We start from the raw sequence: 25,739 nt of genomic DNA, 5'->3' as shown, positions 1-25,739 counted from the left end.
GGTCATTGGCGACCAGGCCGGCTTATCAATTGGTCAGGTAGTTCATGGATCCGAGAGAACGTCGTAGCAGTACCCGACAGCCCATTAAACTCGCGGCACAGATCGACGCAGGTGGCGGTAATACCTGGCCCTGCCAGATTGCTGATTTTTGCGCCGAAGGCCTGTTCATCCGCTATTCCGGTGAAACCTCCCGAAAACTGGACCGGGTGTTCGATCAAAGCCAGCCGTCCGAGCTGGTGGTTCGGTTTCGCGGTGTGGACGGCCAGCGCCGATATGAATTGCATGTCAGCCCCGTGCGGCGCATAGATGGCGCTATGGGGGTGAACTTCACCCGCTCCAATCCGGACGCCCTGAATGCCATGCTGCAGCTTTGCGGCAGCAGTGGTGATCAGGCCAGGTCGTCGTTGCGGGCGCCGAGTGAGCGTGTGCAGTTTGTGCTGCATCAGTCTGCCAAAACCGTGACCAGTTTCATCGAACCGCTGATGGATGCCTGTTTCGTGCAGATGGTCGATGCGCTCCGCAAGGCCGCCCAGAAGGCTCCCAGCGATCAGTTGGCCAACGAGTATATGGACGCCTCAGGGCAGCTCCAGGCACGCCAGAGGATTCTTTGGCACCATATGGCGAGGTTTCTGGAATCCCCTCTGAAACCAGCCCAGAAGGGGGTGCCGGGGGCTGAGTTGTCTGTGGTCGACAAGAACGAGTTCGAAGACTGGCTGACCATCCGGGTAATGGTCACCCGGGCCGATACCCAGTACCGGGGCGACCTGCTTCAGCTCAAGCTGCGACTGGACAAGCTCGGTATCGCCAATCGCACCGGCCACCACAACCCGCTTGGGCCAGCGCTGGTCTGTGAGGCCTTCCATCATGCCCTGTTACAGCTCAAGGCAACCAGAGAGGTGGAGAAAGTCTGCCTGAAGACCTTTGAGCAAACCGTGCTTAAACAACTAGCGCCGCTGTACCGGGAACTGAACAACATTCTTATTCGTCATGGCGTGCTGCCAGACCTGGACTTGTCCAAATACCTCAGTGAGCAGGCACCGCCAAAGGACGAGCCCACGCCCGCGCCGGCAGTCACCAGGCCAGAAGAGACCCCAGCCGAGAGCCCGGCCCAGCCCGCCGAGGAATCCCGCGCCACGCCCGCAAGCCGAGCCCTCAAAAGCCGGTTATCCGGTGAATTCCGCGGCTACGCCCAGGCCGCCCAGACGGCGTTTTCCACCGTTCGTAATCTGCTCACAACCCTGCAGGCAAGCCGGGTTTCCCGAGGGGAAAGTCCCCGGGAGGACTTTGCCCCCAATGCGCGCCCACTGTCGACCGGTGAACTGCACCGGGAATTGCAGGAGTTGCAGGTACGCGCGGTGGGCCCGGAAGAATCCGCCGCCCCGCTGAAAGAGCGGGTGGTCGAGAAGATCAAGGAAATCGGCGAAGCCCGGCTGGATGACGAGCAGCAGCAAACCCTGGATGTCGTTGATCGCTTTTTCAAAAGTGTCGTGGAAAGCCCCAAACTCAGTGACTATGTGCAGGCCCGGATGCGTCAGCTGGAAGTGCCGGTGCTCAAGGTGGTGATGCGGGATCCGGCGTTTTTTGAGGATCAGGACAGCCCTGTCCGCGGCGTGATGAACCGTTTGGCCCAGCTGGGGGTCAAGGGTGGCCGCCTGAACCCGGTGGTCCAGCGACGGGTCGACGAGCTGGTTCAGCGCATTGCCACGGATTTCGAGCAGGACACCGGCGTGTTTGAACAGACAGTGACCGAGCTGGACACCTTGATTGACCGGCAGAATCTGGTCTATCGCCGGAACGTCGAGCGGGTAACGGCAGCGGCCGAGGGTGCCCAGAAGGTGTCTGAGTCCAAGGCGGCGGTGAGCGCTGCGATTGATCAGCGCATCGCCGGCCGAAAGGTGCCCCGGGCGCTGGTCAGTTTGCTGGAAGGCGGCTGGCGGGACCTGTTGTCACTGACCTGGATTCGCCAGGGGCCAGACAGTCAGCTCTGGCAGGACTACCTGGCGGTGATTGATTCGCTGCTGGCCTTTGCCGATGATCCGGAGAGCAGTATCAACCTGCCGGAACTTTTGCGGCTGATCCAGGACGGCCTGGCGTCGATATCCAGCAATCACATGCCGTCATCCCAGATTCGCGATGAATTGAAGCACTTCCTGGTTCGCCGGCCCGACAAAACCCCTGAGATGGTCGAAGTGCCGCCTGCAAAACCAGCCGAGAAAGACCCGCAAACCCTCAACGAGCGGGAACAACGCAGCCTTCAGCGCTGGATCAACCGGTCACAGCAGCTGCGTACCGGGGACTGGCTGCGGGACCAGACCCGGCCTGATGAACCCCAGTATATTCGGCTGGTCTGGATTGCCCGGGGCTTTAGCCGATTTGTCTTCGTCAATCATCAGGGCATGCGAGTGGTTGAGCTGGAGCTGGACGCGTTGGCCCGACAGATGCGCAAGGGCATCATCGTGCCTGATAACCAGTACGACCGACCGCTGGTGGATGAAAGTATCGACCGCATGGTTCGCAACGTTTATGACCAGCTGTCCTGGGCATCCACCCATGACGAGCTGACCCGTTTGCTCAACCGCCGGGAGTTCGAACGGATGCTGGAGCAGCAGCTGGCCCGTCGTGAAGACAGCCGCACTCTGTTGCATCTGGACCTGCGTGGCTTCCGGTTGCTCAATGATACCGCTGGCTACCAGGCTGGTGATGAAACCCTCAAACAGGTGGCAGAGCTGTTGTGCCGCCATGTGGGTGATGGCATGCCGGTGGCGCGCCTGGCCGGCAATGAGTTCGCCATGCTGGTTGCGGAAGAGCAGGGCCAGGATGTGGCCGCGGCCCTGATCGAGGCCATTGAATCGGCAGAGTTTGCCTTTGGCGGCCGCCAGTATACGTTGTCGGCGAACGTTGGCCTGGTGGCCGAGTTGCCGGCTCTGGTGAGTGCTGAACGCTGGCTGAGAAGTTCGGAGCAGGCGTTATCCCAGGCCCGGAAAATGGGGCCGGGCAAGATCGCCGAATATACCCTGGATGCCGATGACCAGGCCCGCCAGGAGCAGATCGCTGCGCGCGTCGCCAGCCTGTCGGATCCGGATGAAGATCGCATGCTGCTGCGCTGCCAGAAGATCATACCGCTTCATGCCGAGGCCCGGATGACGGCCCAGTATGAGATTCTGATCAGCATGTACGATGACAGCGGCGCCCTGATAACCGGCCAGGATTTTGTACGCATGGCTGAGCGCTATGATCGCATGCAGGCGGTGGACCGCTGGGTGGTCGGGCATATGCTGGACTGGCTGAGGGACCAGGCACCGGACCCCCGACATGTCGGGGGCGTGTGTATCAACCTGTCTGGGTATTCGTTGAATGATCAGAGCTTGCTGGAATTTATCTATGAGAAGCTCAGTGAAAAAGACGCGCCCATCGAACGGCTGTGGTTTGAGCTGACCGAGGCGTCTGCCATCAGCGACGTGCAGGCGGTGGCCGATTTCATCCTGGAAATGAAAGAACTGGGCTGCCGGTTCTGCCTGGGTAATTTCGGCAGTGGCCCCAGTTCGTTCCAGTTCATGCGTTCCCTGCCGGTGGATCTGATCAAGATTGACAGCGCCTTCACCAGCCAGCTGGTGTCGAGCCAGACTGATCAGGCAATGGTGAGATCCATGGTGGATATGGCGCACTACATGAACCGGGAAGTCATTGCCTCCCAGGTTGAATCCCGAGACGTTCTGGATATGCTCAGACAGCTGGGTGTGGACTATGCTCAGGGCTTTGTTGTTGAAAAACCACGCTTGCTTACCAGCCTGACCTGATCCGGGAAATTGCTCATTATGTCCAAACGCCACCCTATCATTGCGGTGACCGGCTCCTCCGGGGCCGGCACGACCACCACCGGCCAGATTTTCAGGCGGCTGTTTGCCAGTGAGGAGTTGAACGCCGCCATGGTGGGTGGTGACAGTTTCCACCGGTACACCCGGGAGCAGATGGCCAGGCTGGCGGCCAAGGGGCAGTTTGGCGAGCGTAACCACTTCGCCCTGGAAGCCAATCATATCGACCGTCTCGAAGCCTTGTTCTATGACTACAGCCATACTGGCAACGGACGATACCGCCAGTACGTTCACGATGAAGATCGCCAGCTGGTTGAGGCCGGTCATAAACCGGGGACATTCACCGCCTGGGGACCACTACCGGCAGACACGGACCTGCTGTTCTACGAAGGGCTACACGGGGGAGTGATCAGCGAAAGTTTCAACATTGCCCAGTACGTTGACCTGCTGATCGGCGTGGTGCCCATTGTCAACCTGGAATGGATCCAGAAAATCCATCGGGATACCAACCAGCGGGGGTACAGTCAGGAGGCCGTGGTACAGACCATCATCAACCGCATGGAAGACTACGTGCACGATATCGTGCCCCAGTTTTCCCATACCCACATCAACTTCCAGCGGATACCGCTGGTGGATACCTCCAACCCCTTCATCGCCCGGGATGTGCCCAGTGAAGATGAAAGCATGGTGGTGATCCACTTTCGCGACTCCAACGAGGTGGACTTTTCCTGGCTGTTGCAGGCCATTCCCCAGAGCACGCTGTCACGCCACGACACGCTGGTGATTCCGGGGCCAAAGATGGCGTTGGCCATGGAGCTGATCATCCGCCCCATGATCCAACGCCTGATGGCGGGCCGAACCTTCGCCTGATGTTCAGGCGGCGGTTAAGCGCCCGGTCTGGTAATCCCTCAGTGCCTGCTCGATTTCCTCACGGGTATTCATCACGAACGGCCCGTACTGAACAATCGGCTCACCTATCGGGCGGCCTGCAATCAACAGCAGCCGGGCACCGGATGGGCCAGCCGCCAGCAGGATCTCATCGCCGTCATCCAGCAGGTTGGCGGCGGATAGCCGAAGTTGGGTTTGTGCCTCACCAGTCACCAGGCTCGCGTTGCCCTCGTAGAGGTACAGCATGGCGTTCAGGGGCGGTGCCACGGGCAGCGAAAGCTGGGCATTGGGCTCAAGATGAATGTCGGCGTATAGCGGTTCGGTAGTACCGCCGGTCACGGCACCGGATACCTGCACGCCGCTGACGTTCATCTCGCCGGCAATCAGCTTTACGGAGGCTCCGGGCTGATTGAACACTGGGATGTCTTCGGGCTGAATATCCCGGTAGCCGGCTGGCTTCATTTTCTCGGCTGCCGGCAGGTTCAGCCACAACTGGAAGCCGCGCATGACACCGGATTCCTGTTGCGGCATTTCAGAATGCACGATGCCCCGGCCGGCGGTCATCCATTGCACGCCACCATTACGAAGGTTGCCACGGTTGCCCAGGTGGTCTTCGTGCAGCATGTGCCCTTCGATCATGTAGGTGACCGTCTCGAAGCCCCGGTGCGGGTGTGCAGGGAAGCCGGCGATATAGTCCTGGGGCTGGTCGGAGCCAAACTCATCCAGCATCAGGAAAGGGTCCATGCGAATGGCCTGGCTTTGACCCAGTGAGCGTTTGATTTTTACGCCGGCGCCATCAGAGGTGCCCAGGGCGGGAATGATTTGTTTCAGGGAGCGAAGCGTCATGTCGTCCTCCTCTCGTTGATGATGATTCTATTAAACCGGGGAGAGACGAAGGATGAAAACGCAGAATTCTGGCGGGGCAGATCAAAAAAACTGAAGAAGTTCAGCGGTGGCGCGATGCCACCGCTGAGCGAGCTTATTCCACGTTGCGGGAATAGAAAATTTCCAGCATTTCGCGCCGCAGGCGGTCCTCGATGGACTGGGCTTCGGCCGGGTCCAGTTCGTTGGCGTTCACGCCAAAGACATAGTTATCCAGGTTGAACTCTTTCAGCATCATCTTGGTGTGGAACAGGTTTTCCTGGTACACATTCACATCGATCATCTGATAGGCGTTCTGGGTGTCTTCGGTCAGGTAGTTCTGGATCGAGTTGATGTCGTGGTCGATGTAGTGCTTGGTGCCATCGACATCACGGGTGAAGCCGCGCACCCGGTAGTCCACGGTGACCACATCGGAGTCAAAACTGTGGATCAGATAGTTCAACACCTTCAGGGGTGAAATCAGGCCGCAGGTGGACACGTCGATATCGGCGCGGAAGGTGCTGACGCCATCGTGGGGATGGCTTTCCGGATAGGTGTGAACGGTCACGTGGCTCTTGTCCAGGTGCGCCACGATGGTGTCGGGCAGCGGGCCCGGAGATTCCTCATTGTTGGCTTCGCTGTCGGTGAGTTCATGCTCGGCAATCAGCATGGTCACAGAGGCGCCGTGGGGCTCGTAGTCCTGGCGGGCAATGTTGAGGATGTTGGCACCGATGATTTTGACCACGTCAGACAGAATCTGGGTCAGACGCTCGGCGTTGTACATCTCGTCGATATAGTCAATGTAGGCTTCACGCTGTTCTTCGGTCTGCGCGTAACAGATATCGTAGATGTTGAAGCTCAGGGATTTGGTCAGGTTGTTGAAACCGTGCAGCTGGAGTTTGGTTTCCATAATAATTGCTCACCTTTTGCGCAGACCTGCGGAGAAAGTTGCGTATTATGCATACCGTGTGTGTCAATGAATAGTATCTACAATGACATTTTTGGTTACGGTGGCCCCACTGGCGGCATGGGGCGCGCTGGCTACGGAAATCGCTTACTCTGCGGCGCGGATTTCGTGACTGTGAGTGATCTCTACGCCGGCTTTTCCGAGCATGATGGACGCTGAGCAGTATTTTTCAGCAGACAGGCTGACCGCCCGCTCGACCTGCTTCTCTTTGAGGTTGTGGCCGCTGACCACAAAATGCAGGTGAATCCTGGTAAAAACTGCCGGTACGGCATCGGCTCGCTCTGCTTCAAGCTCGGTATGGCAGGCAGTGACCTCCTGCCGGCTCTTTTTCAGGATGCTCATTACGTCAAAGGCCGAACAGCCACCCACACCCATCAACAGCATTTCCATGGGGCGTGGCCCGAGGTTTTCGCCGCCATGATCGGGCGGACCGTCCATCTGCACACTGTGGCCGCTACCGCTGGTAGCCCTGAAACTGGCGTTGCCGGTCCAGTCGACGGTTGCTTTCATCGGGTTCTCCCATGGGTGATGGTTTATGTCCGGATGTGATCAAGGTTGCTCCGGAGCCTGATGGAGGATGCTAGCACAGTCTGATAGTGGCGACAGCTACCGCTTGCGACCAAAGAGGCATTGATCCCAGATACATCTTGTATCCGCTTTCGAGTTGCCGAAAGATGACCTTCTTGTTATAAGTTGCGCTGCAAACAATAAAAATCGCGAAACCCGCAAGGAAATGCGGGGCAGAAAAACATCAGGAATCGCCAGACTCTGAGGAGGCATGTCCCGCACTATGGCTACCATCGTCAAGCCGGTTGAGCAGAAAACCAAACACCTGGATTATTTCCTTTCCCAATGCCACCGTCGGCGTTACCCCGCCAAAAGCACCATTATTTATGCCGGTGACAAAAGCGACTCCCTGTTTTACATCGTCAAAGGTTCCGTCACCGTCATCATTGAAGACGATGATGGCCGCGAGATGATTATGGCCTACCTGAACGCCGGAGACTTTTTCGGCGAAATGGGCCTGTTCGACAACATGGATTCCCGCAGTGCCTGGGTCAAGGCCAAGACCGAGTGTGAGGTGGCGGAGATCAGTTACACCAAGTTCCGTGAGATCGCCCAGCAGGACCCGAGGGTGCTCTATTTCATCGGCGAGCAGATGGCTTCTCGCCTGCGCCAGACCACCCGCAAGGTTGGCGACCTGGCGTTCCTGGATGTGACCGGCCGGGTGGCGCGCACCCTGCTGGACCTGTGCAAGGAGCCAGACGCCATGACCCATCCCGATGGCATGCAGATCAAGATCACTCGCCAGGAGATTGGCCGTATTGTTGGTTGTTCCCGGGAGATGGTGGGCCGCGTTCTGAAAACGCTGGAAGACCAGGGTCTGGTTCGGGTCAAGGGCAAAACCATGGTGGTGTACGGCACCCGCTGAACGATTCCCACCTGGCAACTGCCCAAAAGGCCGCTGAATTTCAGCGGCCTTTTGCGTTGTGGTGGTCGCCCTTATCAGCGATGGGCTTCGACAAACTCCCGCACAGACCGTGATACGGCCGCCGGTTCGGTGATGGGCGCCCAGTGCGTGGTGTCCAGTTCCTGCAGGGTCAGCTTGCCGGTCCAGCGGGCCAGGTTCTCGGTGAGTTGGCGGCCCACATAGGCATCGCGGGTGGGGATGATCACCTGCACCGGGCAGCCTGCCAGTCGCGGTTCTGGTCGCAGCAGCTTGCGGATAAAGTTGGCCCGGTAGAGTTTGACGCCATAGTGGCCGTCGGCTTTCTGGTATTCGCTGAACTGGGCATCGGCAATCTGTTCGTGTTTGCGAAGATACCCCGGCCACAAGCAGTCGAGGCCGGCCTTCCACAGGGTTTCTGGCAGCACCGGCAACTGGAACATGAACACATACCAGGAGCTGGCCAGCTGCTTCAGGACCTTGGTGGTGCCCCCGGAGCGGGGTGCCATGATCTGGTCCCGCAACCAGTAGCCCACGTGATCCAGGCAAGGTCCCGAAATGGCGGTGTAGGATCGAATGCGCCCATCCAGGGCTCCGGTGGTCACCGTTTCCCAGCTCTGGATAGAGCCCCAGTCGTGGGCCACCAGGTGGAAGCTGCGATCCGGGATCACCGCGTTAGCCACGGCCTTGAGGTCCTGCGCGAGCCACTTCATGCGATAGGCTCTGGTCCTGGCAGGCTTGTCGGAGCGGCCAGCGCCCCGAACGTCATAGCGGACGACCAGATAATCCTTTTTCAGTTGCTCGGTCACCTTATCCCAGACACTGTGGTTGTCCGGGTAGCCGTGTACCAATACCAATGGCGTGGCCTGGGGATTACCTTCGACTCTGGCGTACAGGAGCAGGTCACCGCTGGTCACCCAATGTTCTTGTTCGATACTCACGCTGATCATTACCTTGTGGTGGCGTTGAAGTCTGATCAGGTTAGCGGTATCCGGTGGCAGGCTCTGCGGCCAAACAGGCCAGAAACCATGCCGGTGATGTCAGCCTGCCAGGGCCTTGTCGCGCCTGAGGCCCTGGCTTCGGCCTGGCAAGCATTGCAGCAGATGCTGCCAGACCACGTCAGCATTGGTTTCGTTCAGCGTTTCGTGACGCCCGCCCTCAAACAGCCGGAGGGTGACTTGTTGCACGCCGGCCTCCCGAATGGCCTGAAAGTGGCGGCGTATGCCTTTGCCCATTTCGCCCACCGGGTCATCGGTGCCGGCGAACAGGTGAACGGGCAGGTCCGGGCGCCACCGGGCGGGATTGATCGACAGCATACCCTGGATAAAGTCTTGCCATAGCCCGGTGGTGCATTCGAATCCACACCAGGGGTCGGCCAGGTACAGATCCACCTGATGTGGGTCCCGACTGAGCCAGTCACAGGGCGTGCGGTTGGGTTTGAACATTCGATTAAATTTGCCAAACGTCATCCGGGCAATGGTCTTGCTGGCGTGCCGCTGCCCACGCAACGCCCGTATCAGGCGCACCAGTAGCAGCGAGAGCCGAAGTTCAGCTGTGTGGATTCGGTTGGTCGCGCTCAGGATCAGCGTATCCAGGTTCTGGCCGTATTCCTGGGCGTAACTTTGGGCAATGAACGAGCCCATGCTGTGGCCCAGCAGGGCGACTGGAATGCCCGGCATCTGTTCCCGGGCGTAGTGGACCACCTGGTTCAGGTCGTCCACCACTTTCTGCCAGCCGTCCGAGTCTGCGTAGTGTCCCGGGTGACCACTGCCCGGGCCATGGCCGCGATGGTGATAGCTGATGACCGCCACGCCCTGGCCGGCTAGCCAGGAGGCCAGGGCCGCATAGCGGTCGCCATGTTCGGCCATGCCGTGACTGATGATCAGGCAGCAGTCGGGTGACGGCTCTGGCTCAAACAGGGTCGCGTTGATCTGATGGTTGTCAGGGGTTGTCAGTAGCAGGGTCTGTTTGCGCATGGTCCTGGCCGGGTTCCTTTGCGGCCGGGCGTTGCCACTCCGGCGGTTTCCACAGGTGTTTGAGTCGAGACAATAGTCCGCCTGGCTGTTGCATGTCGCGGAACAGGTCCACGTATTCGTGGGTCCACAGCACAATCAGGTTATTTGAGGCCACCGGGCGGGTGATGCCGTACTCGGGCGGGTCCTTGGCATCTTCGTCCACGAAGGTGCCAAACAGTCGATCCCAGATGATCAGCGTGCCGCCATAATTACGATCGATGTAGCCGGGGTTGCGACCGTGATGGACCCGGTGATGACTTGGCGTGTTGAATACCGTTTCGACCCAGGCGGGCAGTCTCCCAACCAGCGTGGTGTGGATAAAAAACTGGTAGACCAGAGAAAACGCATAGGCCACGCCAATCCAGACAGGATTGAAACCGACCAGTGCCAGCGGCAGATAGAACAGCCACATGCCGTTGAAAATATTGGTGGCGTTCTGGCGCATCGCGGTTGAGAAGTTCATCCGCTCTGACGAGTGGTGCACTACGTGGGCGGCCCAGAACCAGCGCATCCGGTGACTGGCCCGGTGCATCCAGTAAAAACAGAAGTCGACACCCAGGAAGGTCAGAAAGGCAGTGAGCCAGTTGAGCTCGAGGTCGAACAGTCGGAAGTGATAACACAGGGCATAAACCGGAAAAGCGATCATGCCTGCGAACAACAGCTCTGTGGTCTGGTAGCCAGCGCCCAGGGCGAAATTCCGGACCGCCTCGCGGGTATCCATCAGCGCCGGGTCGTGGCGGATTTTCAGGTATTCCCACAGGGTAACGCTGACGAAAATCGGTGTGGCTACCACAAAAATAAGCTGGCGCTCATCCAGTGCCAGCCAAGGGGCTACGGTTTGCCAGAGTGCCAGCAGGCCGCTGTTTTCCAGCACCGCCTGCATCATGTCTATCAGTACCATTAAGGAACCCGGTGTTGTTCTTGTTCAGGGTCTATCTTGGCACAATCATCGCCTTGGCACAATCATCGCCAAACACGCTGTCCTATTACGTCAGCGCAAGTGGCGGTTTCCGACACACGAACACCGTCAGCGATGCTTCTGGTACACGGCTTCGATCGGCTCGAGTTTGGGGCGCCACTCTTCCAGCCAGCTTTGTACCGGTTTGGGAATACGGGCGGGTTTTGGCCAGGGCACTGGATATTGGGGCGGTTGGAACAGCGGCGCCAGCAGGGCTGCGGCGGCCAGATCTGCCCGGCTGAACCGGTCGCCCACCAGGTAGGGCCGCTGGCGGTAGATGTCCGCCAGTTCGGTGACTAGCTGCTCCAGGGTCTGTTGCGCCGCATCTGCCGTTTTCTGGTTGATCTTCATCCACTTACGCATGATCTCGTCCACCCGGCTGAAGGCCAGGCTGAGCAGAATCCGGTTATAGAACGGGGTGCCGGCGGCGAGCAAAGGAACCACCACTTTGGGCCGTTGCAGAAAGTAGTGATAGACCCAGGTGCGAATCGCTGGCCCAACTTGTTCATCCAGCTTTTTTTCCCATTCCAGGGCCTGTTCACGAAGTACTGGGTCTTCCGGTGTCAGAGGGTTGTCGGGGAACATCTGGTCCAGATAATCCACGATCTGCGCTGAGCCCTGAATGATCTGGCCGTTATGGTCCAGCACCGGCACCGAGGAATCCGCCCTGGTCATTTGTGTGATGGTTCGCGCGTGTTGGCCCGGGAGCAGGTTGATCGGCTTGTAGTTGACGCCTTTGTAGTCCAGTGCCCAGCGGGCTTTCTCCGAATAGTGGGAAATACAGAACTGGTAGAGCTTGACAGTCATGGGTGTGCTCCCGGTGTTTTGATGACGCAAGATTAACGCTTCTGTCAGCGATTTCCCACCAGGCGAGGCGTAGACTGTGAAGGTTGTTCCATAAATTTCAGGGGGTTATATGAGTCTTGCAAAGAATATCCTCGCTATGTTGTTGGTCACCGGGTCGTTATGGGGATGTTCCCTGTCCCAGGAGCGGGCGACGGGAAAAACCATGAACCTGGCAGGGAGTCAGTGGCAGGTCGAGGAAATTGACGGCGACCCGGTGGCAGAAGGCAGTGATGTCACCATCGCCTTTACTGACGAAGGGCGGGTTTCCGGAAGTGCCTCCTGCAACCGCTACCAGGGGGGCTGGGATGCCAATGGCACCCAGCTTGAACTCTCTCGCATGGCGGCCACCCGCATGGCGTGCCCTGAACCTCTGATGCAGCAGGAAAACCGGTTTCTGAAGCTGCTGGGGGATGTACAGCATTATCAGTTCGAGGCTGACGGCCGATTGGTGCTTGAAACGGCCGATGGAACAAAAATGACTGCGGTACCACAGTCCAGCGGTCGGGAGTAATCCGCTCCGCTGGTTGTCTGAGACACGTCGAAGGTTGTTTTCCGGGATGCAAGGTTCCCGTGACCGCAATGATGGTTAATCGCGCCGGGAATCTCTAAACTAGTGTCCCGTCTGGCTAATTCCTTAATCTACTGAGCTCCTGAGAAGCCGAAGAGCTAGGCGTGCTGGTGAAGGTTTGGTGGTTCCAAATCGAGACAGCAGAACGACGCTTTTCGGCTTCTCAGGAGCTCCCGAAGGGCTTGCCTCTGAGGACTCTGAGCCGGTGTTGTCAGTCCTTGATGTGGAACCACCACATCTGCAGACTGACGCCTTGGTCAGAGTCCTCAGAGGCAAGCAGTAGATTAAGGAATTAGCCAGACGGGACACTAGCGACCTGTAGTATGGAACAACAGAGGATGTGTTCATGTTTTTGCGACGAGTATTGCCGTTGTCCGTCGTGGCGCTGACGGGCCTCACCCTGGCAGCCTGTGCCTCCCATCCACAAACCGAGGGCTTGTCCGATTTTGGCCAATATCGCTGCGGTCAGCTGGATGTCCGGATGACCAGCTCCGAAGGCAGTGATCTGGTGGGGCTGGAATACCTGAACAAGCGGGTACTTCTGAAGCCGGCAGTGGCTGCCTCCGGTGCGCTCTACAAGGCGCCGGGCGACCCGGATACCAGTTTCTGGGGCAAGGGAGAGCGGGGCACACTGACATTGCGCGGACAGGTCTATCCCGAGTGCCTGGAGCCGGGGGCCATCGAAAGTTCGTTTCGTGCCATCGGTACCGAGCCCTTCTGGTCGGTGCAGATTGAGCAGAACCAGATGACCCTGAGCCGTCCATACGATCAGCAGCTCAGCGAGCAGATCGTGTTGAATGAAACATTGGCCAACCGGCACGGGCGAACCTACGAGGCACGGTTCGACGGTCAGGCACTGGAATTCCGCATAGCCCACCAGCTGTGCGAGGACGACATGGCCGGGGCCCAGTATCCGGCGCAGGTTCGGTTGACCCTGGACGGTGAAACCTTCATGGGCTGCGGTGGTGACCGGGAACGTTTGTTCCGCGGTGCGGAATGGGTTGTTGAGGATCTTGCCGGCAGCGGGATCATCGACCGGTCCCGGATCACGATCGAGTTTCTTGACGAAGGGCGGGTTGCGGGCCGGGCCTCCTGTAACCGCTATTCCGGTGGTTTCCGGCTGACCGGAGAAGGCCTGAGCTTTACGCCGCCGGCCACCACGCTGATGGCCTGCGCGCCGGCGTTAATGAACCAGGAACAGCGGTTTCTTGACCTGATGTCAGAGGTGGTCGATGGCCGAATTGGCCGCCATGGCGAGCTGCTGTTGCGGACCGCGGCCGGTGACACGATTACCGCCTATAAGTCCGGGTCAGAGAGCCTGTAAGCCGACAGGATGGCGGCGAGCCTGCCATTGGCCGTCAGCCGGGCGAGGCCGCTGTCCAACAGGTTTGCCAGTTCGGCTGCGTCAGGGTTTTCCGGCGGGAAGGCAATAAACAGGGGCGCCTCGTAGGCCAGCCCCGCGTTTCTGGGGGCGGCAATGGACGTGTTTTGAGCCAGGAACCAGGACATCACGGCGCTGTCTTCAACAAACACGTCGGTGCGTTCGCGTTCCAGAAGCTGGAGGGCTCGGGCCAGCGGTGCCGGGCCAGACAGAATCCAGATCCGCTCGGAATCATCCGTATATTCGCTGATATAGTGATCAAGTTCCGGAGAGTAGGCGTACCCGTTAATCACCAGTAAGGTCTTGCCCTGCAGGGAGTCAATGCCGTCATACTCCCATTGACTTTGCGGGTGGGTATATAGCGTAATTCGGGCTTCGCCAAGGCCGGTCTCGGGGAAGATGAAGTCCGGTGCATCGCCCTTCAGCGCGCCAACCACTCCGTCAATCAATTGCTCCCGCGCCAGCTGCAGCGAGCGTGCCCAGCCGAAATTCTGGTAATCGAATTCGTAGCCCGCCTCCGCGAAGATCTCCCTGGCAATATCCACCATGTAGCCCTCCTGCAGCGCGCCTGCCAGGCAGTTGTGTGGGCACCATGGGTCTGCGGCGAGTATCACGCGCCGAATGGCGGCACCGGCGGCTGTCGCCTGCTCGGGAGCGGCACTGGAAAGGTCGGCTTGGTTCGGAGCGTCGGTTTCTGGTGAATCCGTCGGCGTCTGGTCAGAACAGGCCGAGAACAGGAAAAACACAGAGAGCAACAGGGTTCTGAACATGGAAGGTTAAACCGCCATCAGTATCGGGGCAGACACCTTAATCATATCGCTTCCTGAATAGTTTGTATTGCATATTTGGGGCTGTAACGCTGTCAATCTATTGCAGCATTCCGGAGGTAAACTCCGGGGCTCAGCGACCAGAGATTGCACCATGACCGAACTACGGGCACTGACTCCCCACAGCGTCATTCCGGCTGAGCAGGCCAGCCGGGATCGTCATCAAAAACGACTGCTCAGAACCTTTCTGCCGGAGCTGGTACAGCTGGAGCGACAGTTGGCCGAAGCACCGGATTTCGTCAGCACTCAGGTGGCTGGCCGAGTGGCTGTTGGTCCCATGGGGTTGCCGATCTATCGGGTGGACCTTGGCACGCCCGCGACGGATGTTCCGGTGGTACTGATTGTGGGTGGGGTGCATGGGCTGGAACGTATTGGCAGCCAGGTGGTGATGGCCTGGCTGGATTCCCTGTTGGCTCGCCTGGGTTGGGACCAGCATCTCAAGGCCCTGCTTGAGAAAGTCCACATTACCCTGATACCGATTGTGAACCCCGGTGGCATGTATCTGAACCAGCGCAGCAATCCCAGCGGAGTGGATCTGATGCGCAACGCGCCCATTACCGCGCAGGATGGCAGTGCCTTTTTACTGGGCGGCCAGCAATGGTCGTCTCGACTACCCTGGTATCGGGGCCGGCCAGAGCAGGGGATGGAAGTGGAAAATCAGGCGCTGGAAGCGGTGATTCAGGACCTGTTGCCAAACCGACCGTTCAGTCTGGCACTGGATTGCCATTCCGGTTTTGGCTGGCAGGACCAGATCTGGTTTCCTTATGCCTATCGCCGCCGCCCGATGCGACGTATTGATTCGGTTATGGCGCTTAAACTGATCTGGGAGCAGGCCTACCCCAATCACAACTACCGGTTTGAGCCCCAGTCTGCCCACTACCTGACCCATGGCGATCTGTGGGACTATTTCTACAAACAGGTAAACCGGGAAAACAGCGGTGTGTTTCTACCCCTGACCCTGGAAATGGGGTCTTGGCGCTGGATACGCAAACGCCCACGGCAACTGTTCCGGCTGGATGGATTTTTCAACCCGCTGGTGCCACACCGGCATCAGCGCGTACTGCGCAGCCATCTGACCTGGATGGACTTTCTGATCAGTGCGGCGGCCAGTCACCTGAACTGGTTGCCCACCGGTGAGCAGCAGTCCATGCTGAGAGAAGCGGCCATCATGCACTGGTACAGGGATACCCGATGATATGCACTGGATACTGCTCAGGGGTTTGACGCGTGAACACGGTCACTGGGGCCCCTTTGTCGAGCAATTGCGGACGGCAATGCCGAATGACCAGGTGCATCTGGTGGATCTGCCCGGTACCGGTATTCACTATCGGGACGACAGCCCCTGCACCATTGCCGGTATCCGTCAGAAGGTGCTTGAGCAGGTTGGTCATATCCCGCGCCCGTTCTCCATCGTGGCGTTGTCCATGGGCGGAATGGTGGCGCTGGATTGGGCGCAGCATGCTGAGCCCGGTGAACTGCAGCATCTGGTTCTGATCAACACCAGTTCAGGCTTCAGCCCGCCCTGGCGCAGGATGCGGCCGGGCATCTGGCCCCGGGTACTTCGATTGCTGGCCAGGCGGGAGCTGTTCCACCGGGAGCGGGATATCCTTGAGCTGACCTCCAACCGCGAGGTGCCGTTGTCTCTCTGCAAAGCCTGGTACAGCATTCAGCGTCAGCGCCCGGTGTCGTTCCACAATGCGATACGGCAGTTGGCAGCAGCAGCCCGCTATAAGCCTCAAACCAGGGCACCGATGGCCGATGCCTTGCTGTTGGCCAGCAAAGGGGACCGGATTGTGCACTGGCAGTGCAGTGCGGAGCTGGAAAAGCGCTGGTGTTGGACCCTGAAACTGCATCCGGATGCGGGTCACGACCTGCCCCTGGACGAGCCCGCCTGGGTTATCCGGCAGATTCGGGAATGGGTGCCGGGGCAATAGCAGTTGCTTGACGCAACCGTTTTTTCCGTTCACTCTCAAGGCCTTGATGTCAGATCAACGGAGCCAATAACAATATGAAAATCTTTGAGACCAAGTCTGCCCCCAATCCTCGTCGCGTACGCATGTTTATGGCGGAAAAGGGCCTTCTGGACAAGGCCGAGTTTGTACAGGTGGATATCGAAAAAGGCGAGAACCTGACACCGGAATACGTAGCCCGCAACCCGATGAAGAAAGTGCCGGTCATGGAATTGGACGATGGCACCTGCATTGCGGAAACCATGGCCATCTGCCGTTACTTCGAAGAAGCCTACCCGGACACGCCCAAACTGCTGGGGCAAACCCCGGTCGAAAAAGCGCTGGTGGAGCAGTGGCTGCGCTGGCTGGAATTCTATTTCTTCATGCCCACCGGCATGTGCTTCCAGCATACCACCGGATACTTCAAGGACCGGATGAACCCGATCAAAGAGTGGGGCGAGGAATGCGGGAAGGGTGTTGAGAAATTCATGCACTTCCTGGATAAGCACCTGGAAGGCAACGAGTACATCTGCTGCGACCGCTTTACCGCCGCCGACATCAATGCCTTCACCACCATCGCCTTTGCCCGGGTGGTGAATATCCGCATCAAGCCGGAACAGGCCAACCTGCAAGCCTGGTATGACCGGATCAAGGCCCGGCCCTCCGCCCAGGTATGAACCAACAATAAAGGTAACCATGAGCCAGAAACTGGATTGCACCCTGAGCGCCATTGATCAAGCTAACCTGGCCGATCCGAATCGGGAGTTGGTAGAGGGGGAACCACTGCCCAGGGAATATGCCTACAGCCTGCATATGACCCGCTGGTTGTTTGAGCTGGAACCGGCGCCATCCGAGCGTATGCAGATTGCCTGCCGGGCCCAGCATATCGAGCGCTGGACCATACCCCGTAGTGATTACGGGGAGGGCCGGCAAAATTACTACCAGTGGCGCCAGGCCTGTGGCCGCATGCATGGCCGGCGGGCCGCGGAAATCATGGCCGAATGTGGTTACCCGCCGGAGGAATGCGAACGGGTGGAGCTGATTCTGACCAAGCGCAAGCTGCGGGAGGATGAAGACACCCAATTGCTGGAAGACGTGGCGTGCATGGTGTTTCTGGAACGCTATTTTGCGCAGTTGTTCGAGGAAAAGCCGGACTACGACAAAGAGAAGTGGCTGCGCATCGTGCGCCGCACCTGGGGCAAGATGACACCCCGGGGCCACGAGGCGGCCCTGAATTTGGCCGGCAATCTGCCAGACCACCTTCAGGCATTACTGCAGGAGGCCCTGGCCGAATGACGCCGGCTGCGGGTGCGGTTCAGAACTTGATAGCCTGGCTTGCTTCCATTTGTTCACCCTTCTGATCCTGCCAGGCCAGCTTCAGTTCGCCTTCCTCTTCCGGCGTCAGTTGGAATTGGAGGTAAGGGTTGGCGGAGGTGCCCGTGAAAAAGCGGGCGGTCAGTACCGGCTCGTCGTTCAGGGTGGCGGTCAGCGATTCAACCAGTTGTTGTTCAATGCTGTCGTCGGCCTGACCATCCGGCCGCAGTCCGGTTTCCATCGGATGATTGATCAGCGAGCGCACGGTAACCGGTTGCCCCGGGCGAGCACTGCCAGCCAGCGCCAGGCGCGGATTGGCCATGGCCATCGCAGACGCATCACCGCCCCCCACCAGACAGCCGCTGACGGTCACTCTTACATCCCGGGTTGTGAGAAAGGCGCGATCCTGGTTGGTGATGGCCAGGGCCACCACCTGCTGGGTTTCGCTCAGGCGAATTCGGGTGGCAATGTTGGCGGGTGAAGCCAGCGGGCCCAGGGTAATATCGGCTACCTCTGGGCGTGGATTGCCGGGGGCGAACAGGCGGATCTTTTCGATGTGTTCGCCATCTTCCAGGCTACCGGTAAACGACACGGACAATGAAACGCTGCTGCCGTCTTCCGCCACCAGGGGAAGCTCAAGGCTTAGGCCCTCCAGTTCCGGAACCCGATTGTCGAGTGCCTGGGTCACGGCTTCTACCCGTTGCCATCGCTGATCCGCGGTGGCGGTACTCATAACGAACATCAGGGCAAGAGCGGCGAGCAGGGAGCGGAATATCATGACGACCTCGAATCAAACAGAACCAATGGCTGTGGGCCTAGTGGCTGGCAGAACTGCCGACACTGAAGCGCAGCGCCAAGCGTGAGCCTGCTACTATACCGGCAAGGGCCAGAAAACTGGAAATTGCCAGGGTGGAAAAGCCACTGAGCCCCTGGCCCAGTGTGCAGCCTATCGACATGATGCCGCCCACGCCCATCAGGAATCCGCCGACGATGGCACGGCCATTGTGGCCCGGGCTGGTGAAGCTCTGCCAGACGAATTCCCGGGTGAGCAGCGCCACCAGAAAGCTGCCCGCCACAATGCCCGCCACCACGGTAACCCCGAAGCGCAGTGATGTGCCGGTGGAGAGCATCAGGTACTGCAGGCTGTCGCCAACCGGTGCGACAAAGGTGAGAGACGCCAGCCGAACCGGGTCAAAGTCGTCTGCGCCCAGCACCCCGGTGATCCACCAGCCGGCGGCAACCAGAAGCCCGATCAGCAGCCCACCCAACCAGTCCCGGGGCGAGGTTCGGAATGCCCGGGAAGACAGCGCCCAGGCAGTCAGCGCCAGAGAAAGCAGGCCCGCCAGAACCAGGCGACCGGTCTCTGTGTCGAGCCCCAGGGGCGCCGTCACAAGGGTTAGATCGGTGGCAGGAAGGGTGGGGCGGTACAGATCTTCCATCCATAACCGGAATTCAGCCAGCACGCCGGACATGGTCATATAGGCAGCAATGCCAAGCACCAGCAATACCAATAGCGACCGCAGATTGCCGGTGCCCAGTAACACCAGCGAACGGGCGCCACAGGCGTTGGCCAGGGCCATGCCATAGCCAAACAGCAAGCCGCCGACAATCAGCGCGACCACCGGCAGGTTGCCAGGGTGGTAGGGGGTGCGGGTGAGGTTGATGCCTGCCTGCCAGGCCAGCCATTGGCTGCTGACCAGCGCGACCGCCATGGCCAGGGCGAAGGCCCTGAGCCGGCGGCTGTCGTTCTGCTGCCAGCGATTAAACAGGCCCCGCAACAGGCAGAACCGGCTCCACTGGGCGATCATGCCGTATACCACGCCGAGCAGGGCGCCGGCCCAGAGCACGGCGCTCAGGTGGTCTGAGAACAGGTTGCCCATCGTCCCGGCCTAGCGGCGCGTGCCCCAGGTGTCCTGGGTGATAGCGCTGTACCAGCCCGACGCGTAATCGGCTTCCAGTTTGCGGAAGGTGGCATTGGCATCGCTGGGGCTGACACCGCCGGAGGACTCGTGAATCAGGCCTTCCTGAATCCGGTACACCGCAGCCACGGAAATGCCGTATTCCGGGTTGATCAGGCTGTAACAGGTGTTGGCCCAGGACGGCTCCAGCGGCCGCTGACCTTCCAGGGCGGCAATGATGGCCGCGGCGGCCACCTTGCCCTGGGCGTTGGCAGCAAAGCCGGACTTTGGCATCGGGGCGGCAATGGTGGCGTCGCCCACCACGTAGATATCTTTTACCTGGGTGGATTCGAAGGTAACCGGGTCCACCGGCACCCAGCCGGATTCGTTGGTTACGCCCGCCCGGTCAGCAATAAAGCCGGCCTTCTGGGGTGGCACCACGTTCAGCACCGAGGCCTTGTGAATGGTGCCGAATTCGGTTTCCACTTCCCGCTTGCCGGCATCAACACGAACCACCTTGCCGTCGCCAGATAGCCCGACCCACTCAATGCGGTCGCCGTGCACGTCTTTCCAACCCTGCATGAACAGGCCCTGCTTGGAGAAGTTGTCCTTGGCATCCAGGATCAGCACCTTTGAGCGGGGTTTGTGCTGGCTCAGGTAATGGGCTACCAGGCTGGCGCGCTCATAGGGCCCTGGCGGACACCGGAACGGGTTGGCGGGGGCGGTCAGTACGAACACTCCACCATCATCCATGGCTTCGATCTGGCGACGCAGCAATCGGGTCTGGTCGCCAGCCTTCCAGGCATGGGGCGCCTGTTCTGCAGCAGCCTGGTCATAGCCTTCGATGGCGTTCCAGCGGATATCAATGCCCGGTGATAACAGCAGTTTCTCATAACGGATACTGCTGCCATCGCCGAGGCTGACCGTGCGGGAAACCGGGTCAACGTCCTGGGCCGTGGTGTGAACGACCCGGACACCCAGCTCACGTAGCTCGTTGTAGTTGTGGCTGATGCTGTCCATGGTGCGCATGCCCGCCAGTACCAGATTCGAGAACGGGCAGGTGTAGAACACCTTGTTGGGTTCAACCAGGGTAACGTCCAGATCCGGTGCGTTGCGCTTCAGGTACTTGGCGGCGGTGGCGCCACCAAAGCCGCCACCCACTACCACGACCCGTGCCGACAGATCTTTGCTGGCGGGCCCGCCAAGGCTGCTGCAGGCGCCCAGCAGAGGCAAGGCAGAGGCCGCGCCCATCAACTTGAGCAGATCACGACGGGACGAGTTCAGGCCCTGATTCTTGAAGTTTGATTTGGTCATGGTCTCGATTCTTCTGTCGTGGTGATAATCAGCGCTGCTGGGCGGAGCCGATGCGCGAGAAATACTGGGCCAGGGCTTTCAGTTCGTCATCGGAATAGCCCTTGGCAATCCGCGGCATGACGGTGGCCCGGGTGGAGTCACTGTGCTTGAACTCCATCAACTGGTTTTCAAGCGCCGTGGCGGGCCGGTTGGCGATGGCCGGGATAACGCCGGCCAGCTTGCCATCGGTACCGTGGCAGTTGGCGCAGGAAGCGGCGAGCAGCGCGGTTTGCGCGGCGTTTGCCTGGTCGTCAGCCAGCGCCGGCAAGGCCGGCAGCAGCAAGGCAAAGGTCAGAGCGAATCTTGTTTTCATGGAGTGGTCTGCCCGGATTAACTGGATGATAGAACAGCTAATTTACTGGGCCAGACCTCGGGTAGGCCAATAATATGGCGGTATATGATATTCGCTTTGGTTATTAGAATTCCTGGTTATTTCGGGTTCTCGGGAATAAGTCTCAACGTTGGCAGCCGCGTGATTGATAAATGATAATCAACTGCATATGATAGGGTGAACTGATAAGTCAAGGTTGCCCGGTAATGTCCTCTGGTACCCAGTCACGTCCAAGAATCCTGATTGTTGAAGACGACCAGACCCTGAGTGATCAGCTATCAGGGCTGCTGACCAGCAAAGGGTATCAGGTTCAACAGTGCTTTGAGGGCGACCAGGCCCTGCTTGATGCGCTCAGCCTGCGGCTGGACCTGATCCTGCTGGATGTGTTGTTGCCCAGGATGAACGGGTTTGATGTCCTGGAGCGCCTGCGAAAGACCCGCCAGACGCCGGTCATGATGTTGACCGCCTGTGGCGCGGAGGAGGAGCGTATCCTGGGTTACCAGCAGGGTGCGGACGATTATCTGCCCAAGCCGTTCAGCTTTACCGAATTGCTGCTCAGGATCGAAGCACTGCTCCGGCGCACCCTCAAGGCAGGCGACCAGCGTGCCGACCCCACGGAACTGGTGGTTGGTAATCTGACGCTCAATCGCGCAAGTCTGTCGGTGGTTTGCAACGGCGAGGCAATTTGCCTGACGCCCATCCAGTTTCGACTGCTTTGGATGCTGGTTCTGCACCAGTCGGAGACTCTCAGCAAACCCTATCTGTACCAGGTGGTTCTGGAAAAGGAGTTCAGCCGTTACGACCGGAGTCTGGATATGCATTTGAGCCGGGTGCGCCGCAAGCTGGTTGAGGCCGGCATGGCGGCGGACCGCCTGCAGACTGTCCATGGCCGGGGGTACTGTTTTCTGTGAGCCGCAAACTCTGGTGGCGCCTTTGCGGCACCCTGGCCCTGGGTACGCTAGTGCTGGTCTGGGTGATCTCCTTTCTGGGGGCCACCACCGAACAGCAGATGAGTTTTATCGCCAAGCACCATCAGGACACTCTGAAGCAATGGGGGCGAACGGCCGAGCGGCTATACCTATCCGGCGATGAACGGGCGCTGGCAGACTGGCTGGAGAACCTTCAGGTGCAGGAGGATACCTGGGCGGCGGTGGTGCGGTCGTCGGTGCAGCCCCTGGCTGGAAGTGAGTTGTCCGGGCAGTTTATGGAAGGCTTTCGTCTTGGCCGGAACGTAGAGTGGAAAATCCATCTCTACTTCGCGGACAACCCGATCATGGACATGACCTTTGCCGATGGCCATACCCATTTTCTGATTACCCTGCCGCAACGGATGCGCCCGGGCACCTACCTGCCGGAGATGAAGCTGTTCCTGAAAGTGGCCTTGCCGTTAGTGGTGCTGTTGGTGCTGTCACTGGTCATTTACCGGCATGTGATGAATCCCATCCGGCAATTGGAACTGGCTACCCGTCAGTTCAGTGAAGGTAATCTGGGAACCCGGGTGCGTGCCCTGCTGGGCAATCGTAACGATGAACTCACCGCCCTGGCAGATACCTTTGACCGTATGGCGGAGCGTATTGGCGATCTGATCCTGTCCCAGCGCCGTCTGATTGCTGACCTCTCTCACGAGTTGCGAACCCCGTTGACCCGGATCGATATGGCCGTCAGTTGCGTTGAGGAAGGCATTGATACTCATCATTTCCTGCCGCGTATCCGGCGGGAGTGTGATCTGATGCGGGCGTTGGTGGAAGATACCCTGACCCTGGCCTGGCTCGAGAACGAACAGCCGGACCTGGGCAACGAAGACCTGAACCTGACCGACCTTGTGGACACCATCGTTGAGGATGCCCGCTACGAGAACCCCAGCCGCAGGATTGTGGCCGAATTGCCTGATCAGGCCATGCTGGCGGGGAGCAGTCACCGGGCCATAGCCCAGGCGGTTGAGAATGTCGTGCGCAATGCCTGTCACTACACCCCGGCGGAGGGCTGTATCCGGATCGTGCTGGAGCCCCAGGACAACGGATACCGGCTGTCGGTCAGCGACCAGGGGCCGGGCGTGCCGGCCGAGCAGCTTGAGCTGATCTTCAAGCCATTCTTTCGGGCCTCCCGCACGGGTCAGTCCGGGCCTGGCGGGCATGGACTGGGGCTATCCCTGGCTCGTCGTCAGGTTGAGGCCATTGGTGGCTGGATTCAGGCCCGGAATCGGCCCGGCCGGGGGCTTCAAATGGATCTGTGGTTTCCTGCGTCACGTTTGTAACAAATGTAAAAGTCGTTCACTTCCTCGATTTTCTAATCGAGAATGCGCCCCAAATAGGAATCATTTTCAGTATTGGAGCGCAGTACCCATGGCAAATCTAGGAACTGAATCTCGAGTGGGTGGTTTTCGTCGCAACGCCTTGTGGCTTGCCCTGGCCGCATCCCCCCTGGCCCATGCAGACCCGGTGTCCCTGGAGGCGATACAGGTGACCGCTGAGCGGGAAGCTGCCAGCGATATCGTCATTGACCGGCAGAACCTGGATCGTTACCAGGCGGATGATCTGAACGATGTGTTTGCCGGGCGCCCGGATGTCAATGTGGGTGGTTCGAACAGCATTGCCCAGAAAGTCTATGTGCGGGGCTTTGAAGATCCCCTGCTGAACGTATCAGTGGATGGCGCCACCCAGGCCGGGGCGCTGTTTCATCATTCCGGCCGTCTGTCGGTGGAGCCTGAACTGCTCAAGCAGGTTGAGGTCAACGCCGGGGCCGGTCGGGCGACGGACGGCGCCGGTGCCCTGGGTGGTTCAATCCGTTTCGTGACCCGGGATCCGGAAGATCTGTTGCGACCGGGAGAAAACGCTGGCGCCCTGGTCAAGCTGGGTTCTTTCTCCAACACCGACGGCTACAAGGCAAGCGGAACAGCCTTTGGCCGCCTGAGCGATAACTGGAGCACCCTGGTGTCTGTCAGCCAGAGTGATCACGAGCCCTTCAAGGATGGGAATGGTGAGCGTGTTGCCGGCAGTGATGCCCGCCAACAGCTTGGCTTTGCCAAACTGGTAGGCCAGTTGCCGGCCGATCAGACCCTGAAACTCAGTCACGAAGTCCGCACCGACAAGGGCGAACGGCCCCAGCGCCCACAGTGGATCGTTAGTGGTTTCAATCGCCTGTACGACCTTGATGGCCGCCGGGATACCACCACACTGAATTACGGATATGCACCCTCCGGCAATGCCCTGGTGGATTTGGAAGCAACCGTTTACCACACCGAGTCCGACATCGAGCAGAACGTTGAGGACCGCTGGGGTCGCTACTTCGGGTTCAGCAAGAACACCGGCGGCGACCTACGCAATACCAGCCGTTTCGGCGAGCACAGCCTCACCTACGGCCTGGACTATCGGGAAGACAAGGTCAATGCCGGCTACGAGGACGACAAGAAGGCCGAACAGCAGACCGGTGAAGTGCTGGGTATCTACCTCCAGGGTGATGTATGGCTCACTAGCCGTCTGCTGTTCAGTGCCGGTGCCCGCTATGATGACTACCGGCTCAAGGACAACAATGACCAGCGCTTCAGTGAGGATGAGGTCAGTCCGAACGCCAACCTGGCCTGGGAGGTGGTCGACGGTTTGACCCTGAAAGCCGGCTATGCCGAGGCATTTCGTGGGCCCACCACCCAGGACTCCTTCAAACTGGAAGGCTCGGAAAACGATCCCGATCTGAAGGGGGAAAAGGCCCGCAATACCGAAGTTGGTTTCGACTACCGCTATGACCGCTTCCGCCTGTCTGCGGAGGTGTACCGTTCCGAGATCAAGGATGCGATTGCCGACCCGCTGCTGCCTTTCCGGGAGTCCATCTACAAGAACATCGGTGACCTGGAGTCCGATGGTTACCTGATTTCAACCGGTTACCAGTGGCAGGCGCTGTCCGCCGGACTCAGTTTCCACAGCAACGATGCCGAAGTGGATGGCCAGCCGTTGACCGTTTACGAGCATAACCTGCTTGGCAACACCATGGGCGACACCTGGATTGCTGATCTGGCCTACCGCTGGGACCGCAACCTGGAGTTTGGCTGGCAGGGCCGGTTCGTCAAGGGTATTGATGGCCTGGAAACCTCTGTGGGTACCATCGACAAGCCCGGCTACGGCGTACACGACGTGTTTGTCCACTGGCTGCCCACCGGCAGTGAAGATCTGAGACTGACCCTCACGGTCAAGAATGTGGGTGACAAGCAGTACCTGGATCATGCCAGTAACGCCGATTACCAGCATATCGAGGACTACGAAGGCATTGTTGGTATGCCTGAACCCGGTCGTGACATTCGCCTTGGCCTGGCCATGCGGTTCTGAGGTCGCTG

The 25,739-nt window shown here is 59.3% G+C and carries 24 protein-coding genes; 12 read left to right on the top strand and 12 right to left on the bottom strand.

Annotation, left to right across the window (positions count from 1 at the left end):
- Window positions 1-44 precede the first annotated feature (44 nt).
- On the top strand, window positions 45-3,797 hold the full coding sequence (locus C7H10_RS04810; protein WP_106693964.1) for a DUF1631 family protein: 3,753 nt from the start codon (window positions 45-47) through the stop codon (window positions 3,795-3,797).
- An 18-nt stretch (window positions 3,798-3,815) separates the two neighbouring features.
- The gene (locus C7H10_RS04805; protein WP_072676143.1) at window positions 3,816-4,682 is read left to right on the top strand and encodes a phosphoribulokinase; all 867 of its coding nucleotides are present in this window, start codon (window positions 3,816-3,818) and stop codon (window positions 4,680-4,682) included.
- Window positions 4,683-4,685: 3 nt separating this feature from the next.
- Here the strand turns inward: C7H10_RS04805 and C7H10_RS04800 are convergent, their stop codons facing one another.
- The 3 genes from C7H10_RS04800 to C7H10_RS04790 form a co-directional block, all read right to left on the bottom strand.
- Entirely contained in the window at window positions 4,686-5,546 is an 861-nt protein-coding gene (locus C7H10_RS04800; RefSeq protein ID WP_106693963.1) for a pirin family protein, read from the bottom strand.
- A 133-nt stretch (window positions 5,547-5,679) separates the two neighbouring features.
- Complete coding sequence (gene speD, locus C7H10_RS04795; protein ID WP_106693962.1) at window positions 5,680-6,471, bottom strand: adenosylmethionine decarboxylase; 792 nt, start codon at window positions 6,469-6,471, stop codon at window positions 5,680-5,682.
- A 144-nt stretch (window positions 6,472-6,615) separates the two neighbouring features.
- Window positions 6,616-7,038 (bottom strand): OsmC family protein, encoded by a 423-nt coding sequence (locus tag C7H10_RS04790; protein ID WP_106693961.1) that lies wholly within the window; start codon window positions 7,036-7,038, stop codon window positions 6,616-6,618.
- A gap of 280 nt (window positions 7,039-7,318) precedes the next feature.
- Here C7H10_RS04790 and crp point away from each other — a divergent pair, with 280 nt between their 5' ends.
- The gene (crp, locus tag C7H10_RS04785; RefSeq protein ID WP_007153756.1) at window positions 7,319-7,960 is read left to right on the top strand and encodes a cAMP-activated global transcriptional regulator CRP; all 642 of its coding nucleotides are present in this window, start codon (window positions 7,319-7,321) and stop codon (window positions 7,958-7,960) included.
- Window positions 7,961-8,034: 74 nt separating this feature from the next.
- Here crp and C7H10_RS04780 read toward each other — a convergent pair whose 3' ends face one another.
- The 4 genes from C7H10_RS04780 to C7H10_RS04765 all read right to left on the bottom strand — a co-directional run bounded on the left by C7H10_RS04780 (window position 8,035) and on the right by C7H10_RS04765 (window position 11,755).
- A complete protein-coding gene (locus C7H10_RS04780) occupies window positions 8,035-8,925 on the bottom strand; it encodes an alpha/beta fold hydrolase (protein ID WP_425269115.1) in 891 nt (296 codons plus the stop codon).
- A gap of 90 nt (window positions 8,926-9,015) precedes the next feature.
- On the bottom strand, window positions 9,016-9,951 hold the full coding sequence (locus tag C7H10_RS04775) for an alpha/beta fold hydrolase (protein WP_106694077.1): 936 nt from the start codon (window positions 9,949-9,951) through the stop codon (window positions 9,016-9,018).
- Window positions 9,917-10,891 (bottom strand): sterol desaturase family protein, encoded by a 975-nt coding sequence (locus C7H10_RS04770; protein ID WP_106693960.1) that lies wholly within the window; start codon window positions 10,889-10,891, stop codon window positions 9,917-9,919. The genes C7H10_RS04775 and C7H10_RS04770 overlap by 35 nt, the downstream gene beginning before the upstream one ends.
- 126 nt (window positions 10,892-11,017) lie before the next feature.
- Complete coding sequence (locus C7H10_RS04765; RefSeq protein ID WP_106693959.1) at window positions 11,018-11,755, bottom strand: glutathione S-transferase family protein; 738 nt, start codon at window positions 11,753-11,755, stop codon at window positions 11,018-11,020.
- A gap of 109 nt (window positions 11,756-11,864) precedes the next feature.
- Here C7H10_RS04765 and C7H10_RS04760 point away from each other — a divergent pair, with 109 nt between their 5' ends.
- Both C7H10_RS04760 and C7H10_RS04755 read left to right on the top strand, forming a co-directional pair.
- Window positions 11,865-12,305, top strand: a complete 441-nt coding sequence (locus C7H10_RS04760; RefSeq protein ID WP_106693958.1) for an META domain-containing protein — start codon at window positions 11,865-11,867, stop codon at window positions 12,303-12,305.
- 403 nt (window positions 12,306-12,708) lie between these two features.
- Window positions 12,709-13,686 carry an META domain-containing protein gene (locus C7H10_RS04755; RefSeq protein ID WP_106693957.1) on the top strand — a complete coding sequence of 326 codons (978 nt, stop codon included), beginning with the start codon at window positions 12,709-12,711 and terminating at the stop codon, window positions 13,684-13,686.
- Here C7H10_RS04755 and C7H10_RS04750 read toward each other — a convergent pair.
- Entirely contained in the window at window positions 13,659-14,513 is an 855-nt protein-coding gene (locus C7H10_RS04750; RefSeq protein WP_106693956.1) for a substrate-binding periplasmic protein, read from the bottom strand. The two genes, C7H10_RS04755 and C7H10_RS04750, sit on opposite strands and share 28 nt — an antisense overlap.
- A 151-nt stretch (window positions 14,514-14,664) precedes the next feature.
- Here C7H10_RS04750 and C7H10_RS04745 point away from each other — a divergent pair, with 151 nt between their 5' ends.
- From C7H10_RS04745 to C7H10_RS04730, 4 genes are all read left to right on the top strand, one after another.
- Complete coding sequence (locus tag C7H10_RS04745) at window positions 14,665-15,765, top strand: M14 family zinc carboxypeptidase (protein ID WP_106693955.1); 1,101 nt, start codon at window positions 14,665-14,667, stop codon at window positions 15,763-15,765.
- A 1-nt stretch (window position 15,766) separates the two neighbouring features.
- Complete coding sequence (locus C7H10_RS04740) at window positions 15,767-16,504, top strand: alpha/beta fold hydrolase (RefSeq protein ID WP_106693954.1); 738 nt, start codon at window positions 15,767-15,769, stop codon at window positions 16,502-16,504.
- 74 nt (window positions 16,505-16,578) lie between these two features.
- Window positions 16,579-17,196 carry a glutathione S-transferase family protein gene (locus C7H10_RS04735; RefSeq protein WP_106693953.1) on the top strand — a complete coding sequence of 206 codons (618 nt, stop codon included), beginning with the start codon at window positions 16,579-16,581 and terminating at the stop codon, window positions 17,194-17,196.
- Between the two features lie 19 nt (window positions 17,197-17,215).
- Window positions 17,216-17,815 carry a DUF4202 domain-containing protein gene (locus C7H10_RS04730; RefSeq protein ID WP_106693952.1) on the top strand — a complete coding sequence of 200 codons (600 nt, stop codon included), beginning with the start codon at window positions 17,216-17,218 and terminating at the stop codon, window positions 17,813-17,815.
- A gap of 19 nt (window positions 17,816-17,834) precedes the next feature.
- Here C7H10_RS04730 and soxZ read toward each other — a convergent pair whose 3' ends face one another.
- The 4 genes from soxZ to C7H10_RS04710 form a co-directional block, all read right to left on the bottom strand.
- Complete coding sequence (gene soxZ / locus C7H10_RS04725) at window positions 17,835-18,566, bottom strand: thiosulfate oxidation carrier complex protein SoxZ (protein WP_167392877.1); 732 nt, start codon at window positions 18,564-18,566, stop codon at window positions 17,835-17,837.
- Between the two features lie 82 nt (window positions 18,567-18,648).
- A complete protein-coding gene (locus C7H10_RS04720; RefSeq protein ID WP_106693950.1) occupies window positions 18,649-19,713 on the bottom strand; it encodes a YeeE/YedE family protein in 1,065 nt (354 codons plus the stop codon).
- A gap of 9 nt (window positions 19,714-19,722) precedes the next feature.
- Window positions 19,723-21,045, bottom strand: a complete 1,323-nt coding sequence (locus C7H10_RS04715) for an FCSD flavin-binding domain-containing protein (protein WP_244178180.1) — start codon at window positions 21,043-21,045, stop codon at window positions 19,723-19,725.
- Between the two features lie 28 nt (window positions 21,046-21,073).
- The gene (locus C7H10_RS04710; RefSeq protein ID WP_058091478.1) at window positions 21,074-21,397 is read right to left on the bottom strand and encodes a c-type cytochrome; all 324 of its coding nucleotides are present in this window, start codon (window positions 21,395-21,397) and stop codon (window positions 21,074-21,076) included.
- Window positions 21,398-21,621: 224 nt separating this feature from the next.
- Between C7H10_RS04710 and C7H10_RS04705 the strand changes: the two genes are divergently transcribed.
- The 3 genes from C7H10_RS04705 to C7H10_RS04695 all read left to right on the top strand — a co-directional run bounded on the left by C7H10_RS04705 (window position 21,622) and on the right by C7H10_RS04695 (window position 25,731).
- Window positions 21,622-22,326 carry a response regulator transcription factor gene (locus C7H10_RS04705; protein WP_106693949.1) on the top strand — a complete coding sequence of 235 codons (705 nt, stop codon included), beginning with the start codon at window positions 21,622-21,624 and terminating at the stop codon, window positions 22,324-22,326.
- Window positions 22,323-23,669, top strand: coding sequence for a sensor histidine kinase (locus C7H10_RS04700; protein ID WP_106693948.1), 1,347 nt, complete (start codon window positions 22,323-22,325; stop codon window positions 23,667-23,669). The genes C7H10_RS04705 and C7H10_RS04700 overlap by 4 nt, the downstream gene beginning before the upstream one ends.
- Window positions 23,670-23,757: 88 nt before the next feature.
- On the top strand, window positions 23,758-25,731 hold the full coding sequence (locus tag C7H10_RS04695; RefSeq protein WP_106693947.1) for a TonB-dependent receptor domain-containing protein: 1,974 nt from the start codon (window positions 23,758-23,760) through the stop codon (window positions 25,729-25,731).
- Window positions 25,732-25,739: the final 8 nt, after the last annotated feature.

It is taken from the genome of Marinobacter shengliensis, assembly GCF_003007715.1.
Taxonomy (GTDB): Bacteria; Pseudomonadota; Gammaproteobacteria; order Pseudomonadales; family Oleiphilaceae; genus Marinobacter; species Marinobacter shengliensis.
This window is presented reverse-complemented; position numbering and strand designations above follow the sequence as displayed.

What these genes read in the sequence shown, in the direction of transcription:
- C7H10_RS04760 (WP_106693958.1), top strand. Translation starts at nt 11,865, where the DNA reads ATGAGTCTTGCAAAGAATATCCTCGCTATGTTGTTGGTCACCGGGTCG.
- C7H10_RS04770 (WP_106693960.1), bottom strand. Translation starts at nt 10,891, where the DNA reads ATGGTACTGATAGACATGATGCAGGCGGTGCTGGAAAACAGCGGCCTG.
- C7H10_RS04780 (WP_425269115.1), bottom strand. Translation starts at nt 8,925, where the DNA reads ATGATCAGCGTGAGTATCGAACAAGAACATTGGGTGACCAGCGGTGAC.
- C7H10_RS04730 (WP_106693952.1), top strand. Translation starts at nt 17,216, where the DNA reads ATGAGCCAGAAACTGGATTGCACCCTGAGCGCCATTGATCAAGCTAAC.
- C7H10_RS04755 (WP_106693957.1), top strand. Translation starts at nt 12,709, where the DNA reads ATGTTTTTGCGACGAGTATTGCCGTTGTCCGTCGTGGCGCTGACGGGC.
- C7H10_RS04695 (WP_106693947.1), top strand. Translation starts at nt 23,758, where the DNA reads ATGGCAAATCTAGGAACTGAATCTCGAGTGGGTGGTTTTCGTCGCAAC.
- C7H10_RS04745 (WP_106693955.1), top strand. Translation starts at nt 14,665, where the DNA reads ATGACCGAACTACGGGCACTGACTCCCCACAGCGTCATTCCGGCTGAG.
- C7H10_RS04715 (WP_244178180.1), bottom strand. Translation starts at nt 21,045, where the DNA reads ATGACCAAATCAAACTTCAAGAATCAGGGCCTGAACTCGTCCCGTCGT.
- crp (WP_007153756.1), top strand. Translation starts at nt 7,319, where the DNA reads ATGGCTACCATCGTCAAGCCGGTTGAGCAGAAAACCAAACACCTGGAT.
- C7H10_RS04810 (WP_106693964.1), top strand. Translation starts at nt 45, where the DNA reads ATGGATCCGAGAGAACGTCGTAGCAGTACCCGACAGCCCATTAAACTC.
- C7H10_RS04805 (WP_072676143.1), top strand. Translation starts at nt 3,816, where the DNA reads ATGTCCAAACGCCACCCTATCATTGCGGTGACCGGCTCCTCCGGGGCC.
- C7H10_RS04710 (WP_058091478.1), bottom strand. Translation starts at nt 21,397, where the DNA reads ATGAAAACAAGATTCGCTCTGACCTTTGCCTTGCTGCTGCCGGCCTTG.
- C7H10_RS04750 (WP_106693956.1), bottom strand. Translation starts at nt 14,513, where the DNA reads ATGTTCAGAACCCTGTTGCTCTCTGTGTTTTTCCTGTTCTCGGCCTGT.
- C7H10_RS04720 (WP_106693950.1), bottom strand. Translation starts at nt 19,713, where the DNA reads ATGGGCAACCTGTTCTCAGACCACCTGAGCGCCGTGCTCTGGGCCGGC.
- C7H10_RS04790 (WP_106693961.1), bottom strand. Translation starts at nt 7,038, where the DNA reads ATGAAAGCAACCGTCGACTGGACCGGCAACGCCAGTTTCAGGGCTACC.
- C7H10_RS04735 (WP_106693953.1), top strand. Translation starts at nt 16,579, where the DNA reads ATGAAAATCTTTGAGACCAAGTCTGCCCCCAATCCTCGTCGCGTACGC.
- C7H10_RS04800 (WP_106693963.1), bottom strand. Translation starts at nt 5,546, where the DNA reads ATGACGCTTCGCTCCCTGAAACAAATCATTCCCGCCCTGGGCACCTCT.
- C7H10_RS04740 (WP_106693954.1), top strand. Translation starts at nt 15,767, where the DNA reads ATGCACTGGATACTGCTCAGGGGTTTGACGCGTGAACACGGTCACTGG.
- speD (WP_106693962.1), bottom strand. Translation starts at nt 6,471, where the DNA reads ATGGAAACCAAACTCCAGCTGCACGGTTTCAACAACCTGACCAAATCC.
- C7H10_RS04705 (WP_106693949.1), top strand. Translation starts at nt 21,622, where the DNA reads ATGTCCTCTGGTACCCAGTCACGTCCAAGAATCCTGATTGTTGAAGAC.
- C7H10_RS04765 (WP_106693959.1), bottom strand. Translation starts at nt 11,755, where the DNA reads ATGACTGTCAAGCTCTACCAGTTCTGTATTTCCCACTATTCGGAGAAA.
- C7H10_RS04775 (WP_106694077.1), bottom strand. Translation starts at nt 9,951, where the DNA reads ATGCGCAAACAGACCCTGCTACTGACAACCCCTGACAACCATCAGATC.
- soxZ (WP_167392877.1), bottom strand. Translation starts at nt 18,566, where the DNA reads ATGAGTACCGCCACCGCGGATCAGCGATGGCAACGGGTAGAAGCCGTG.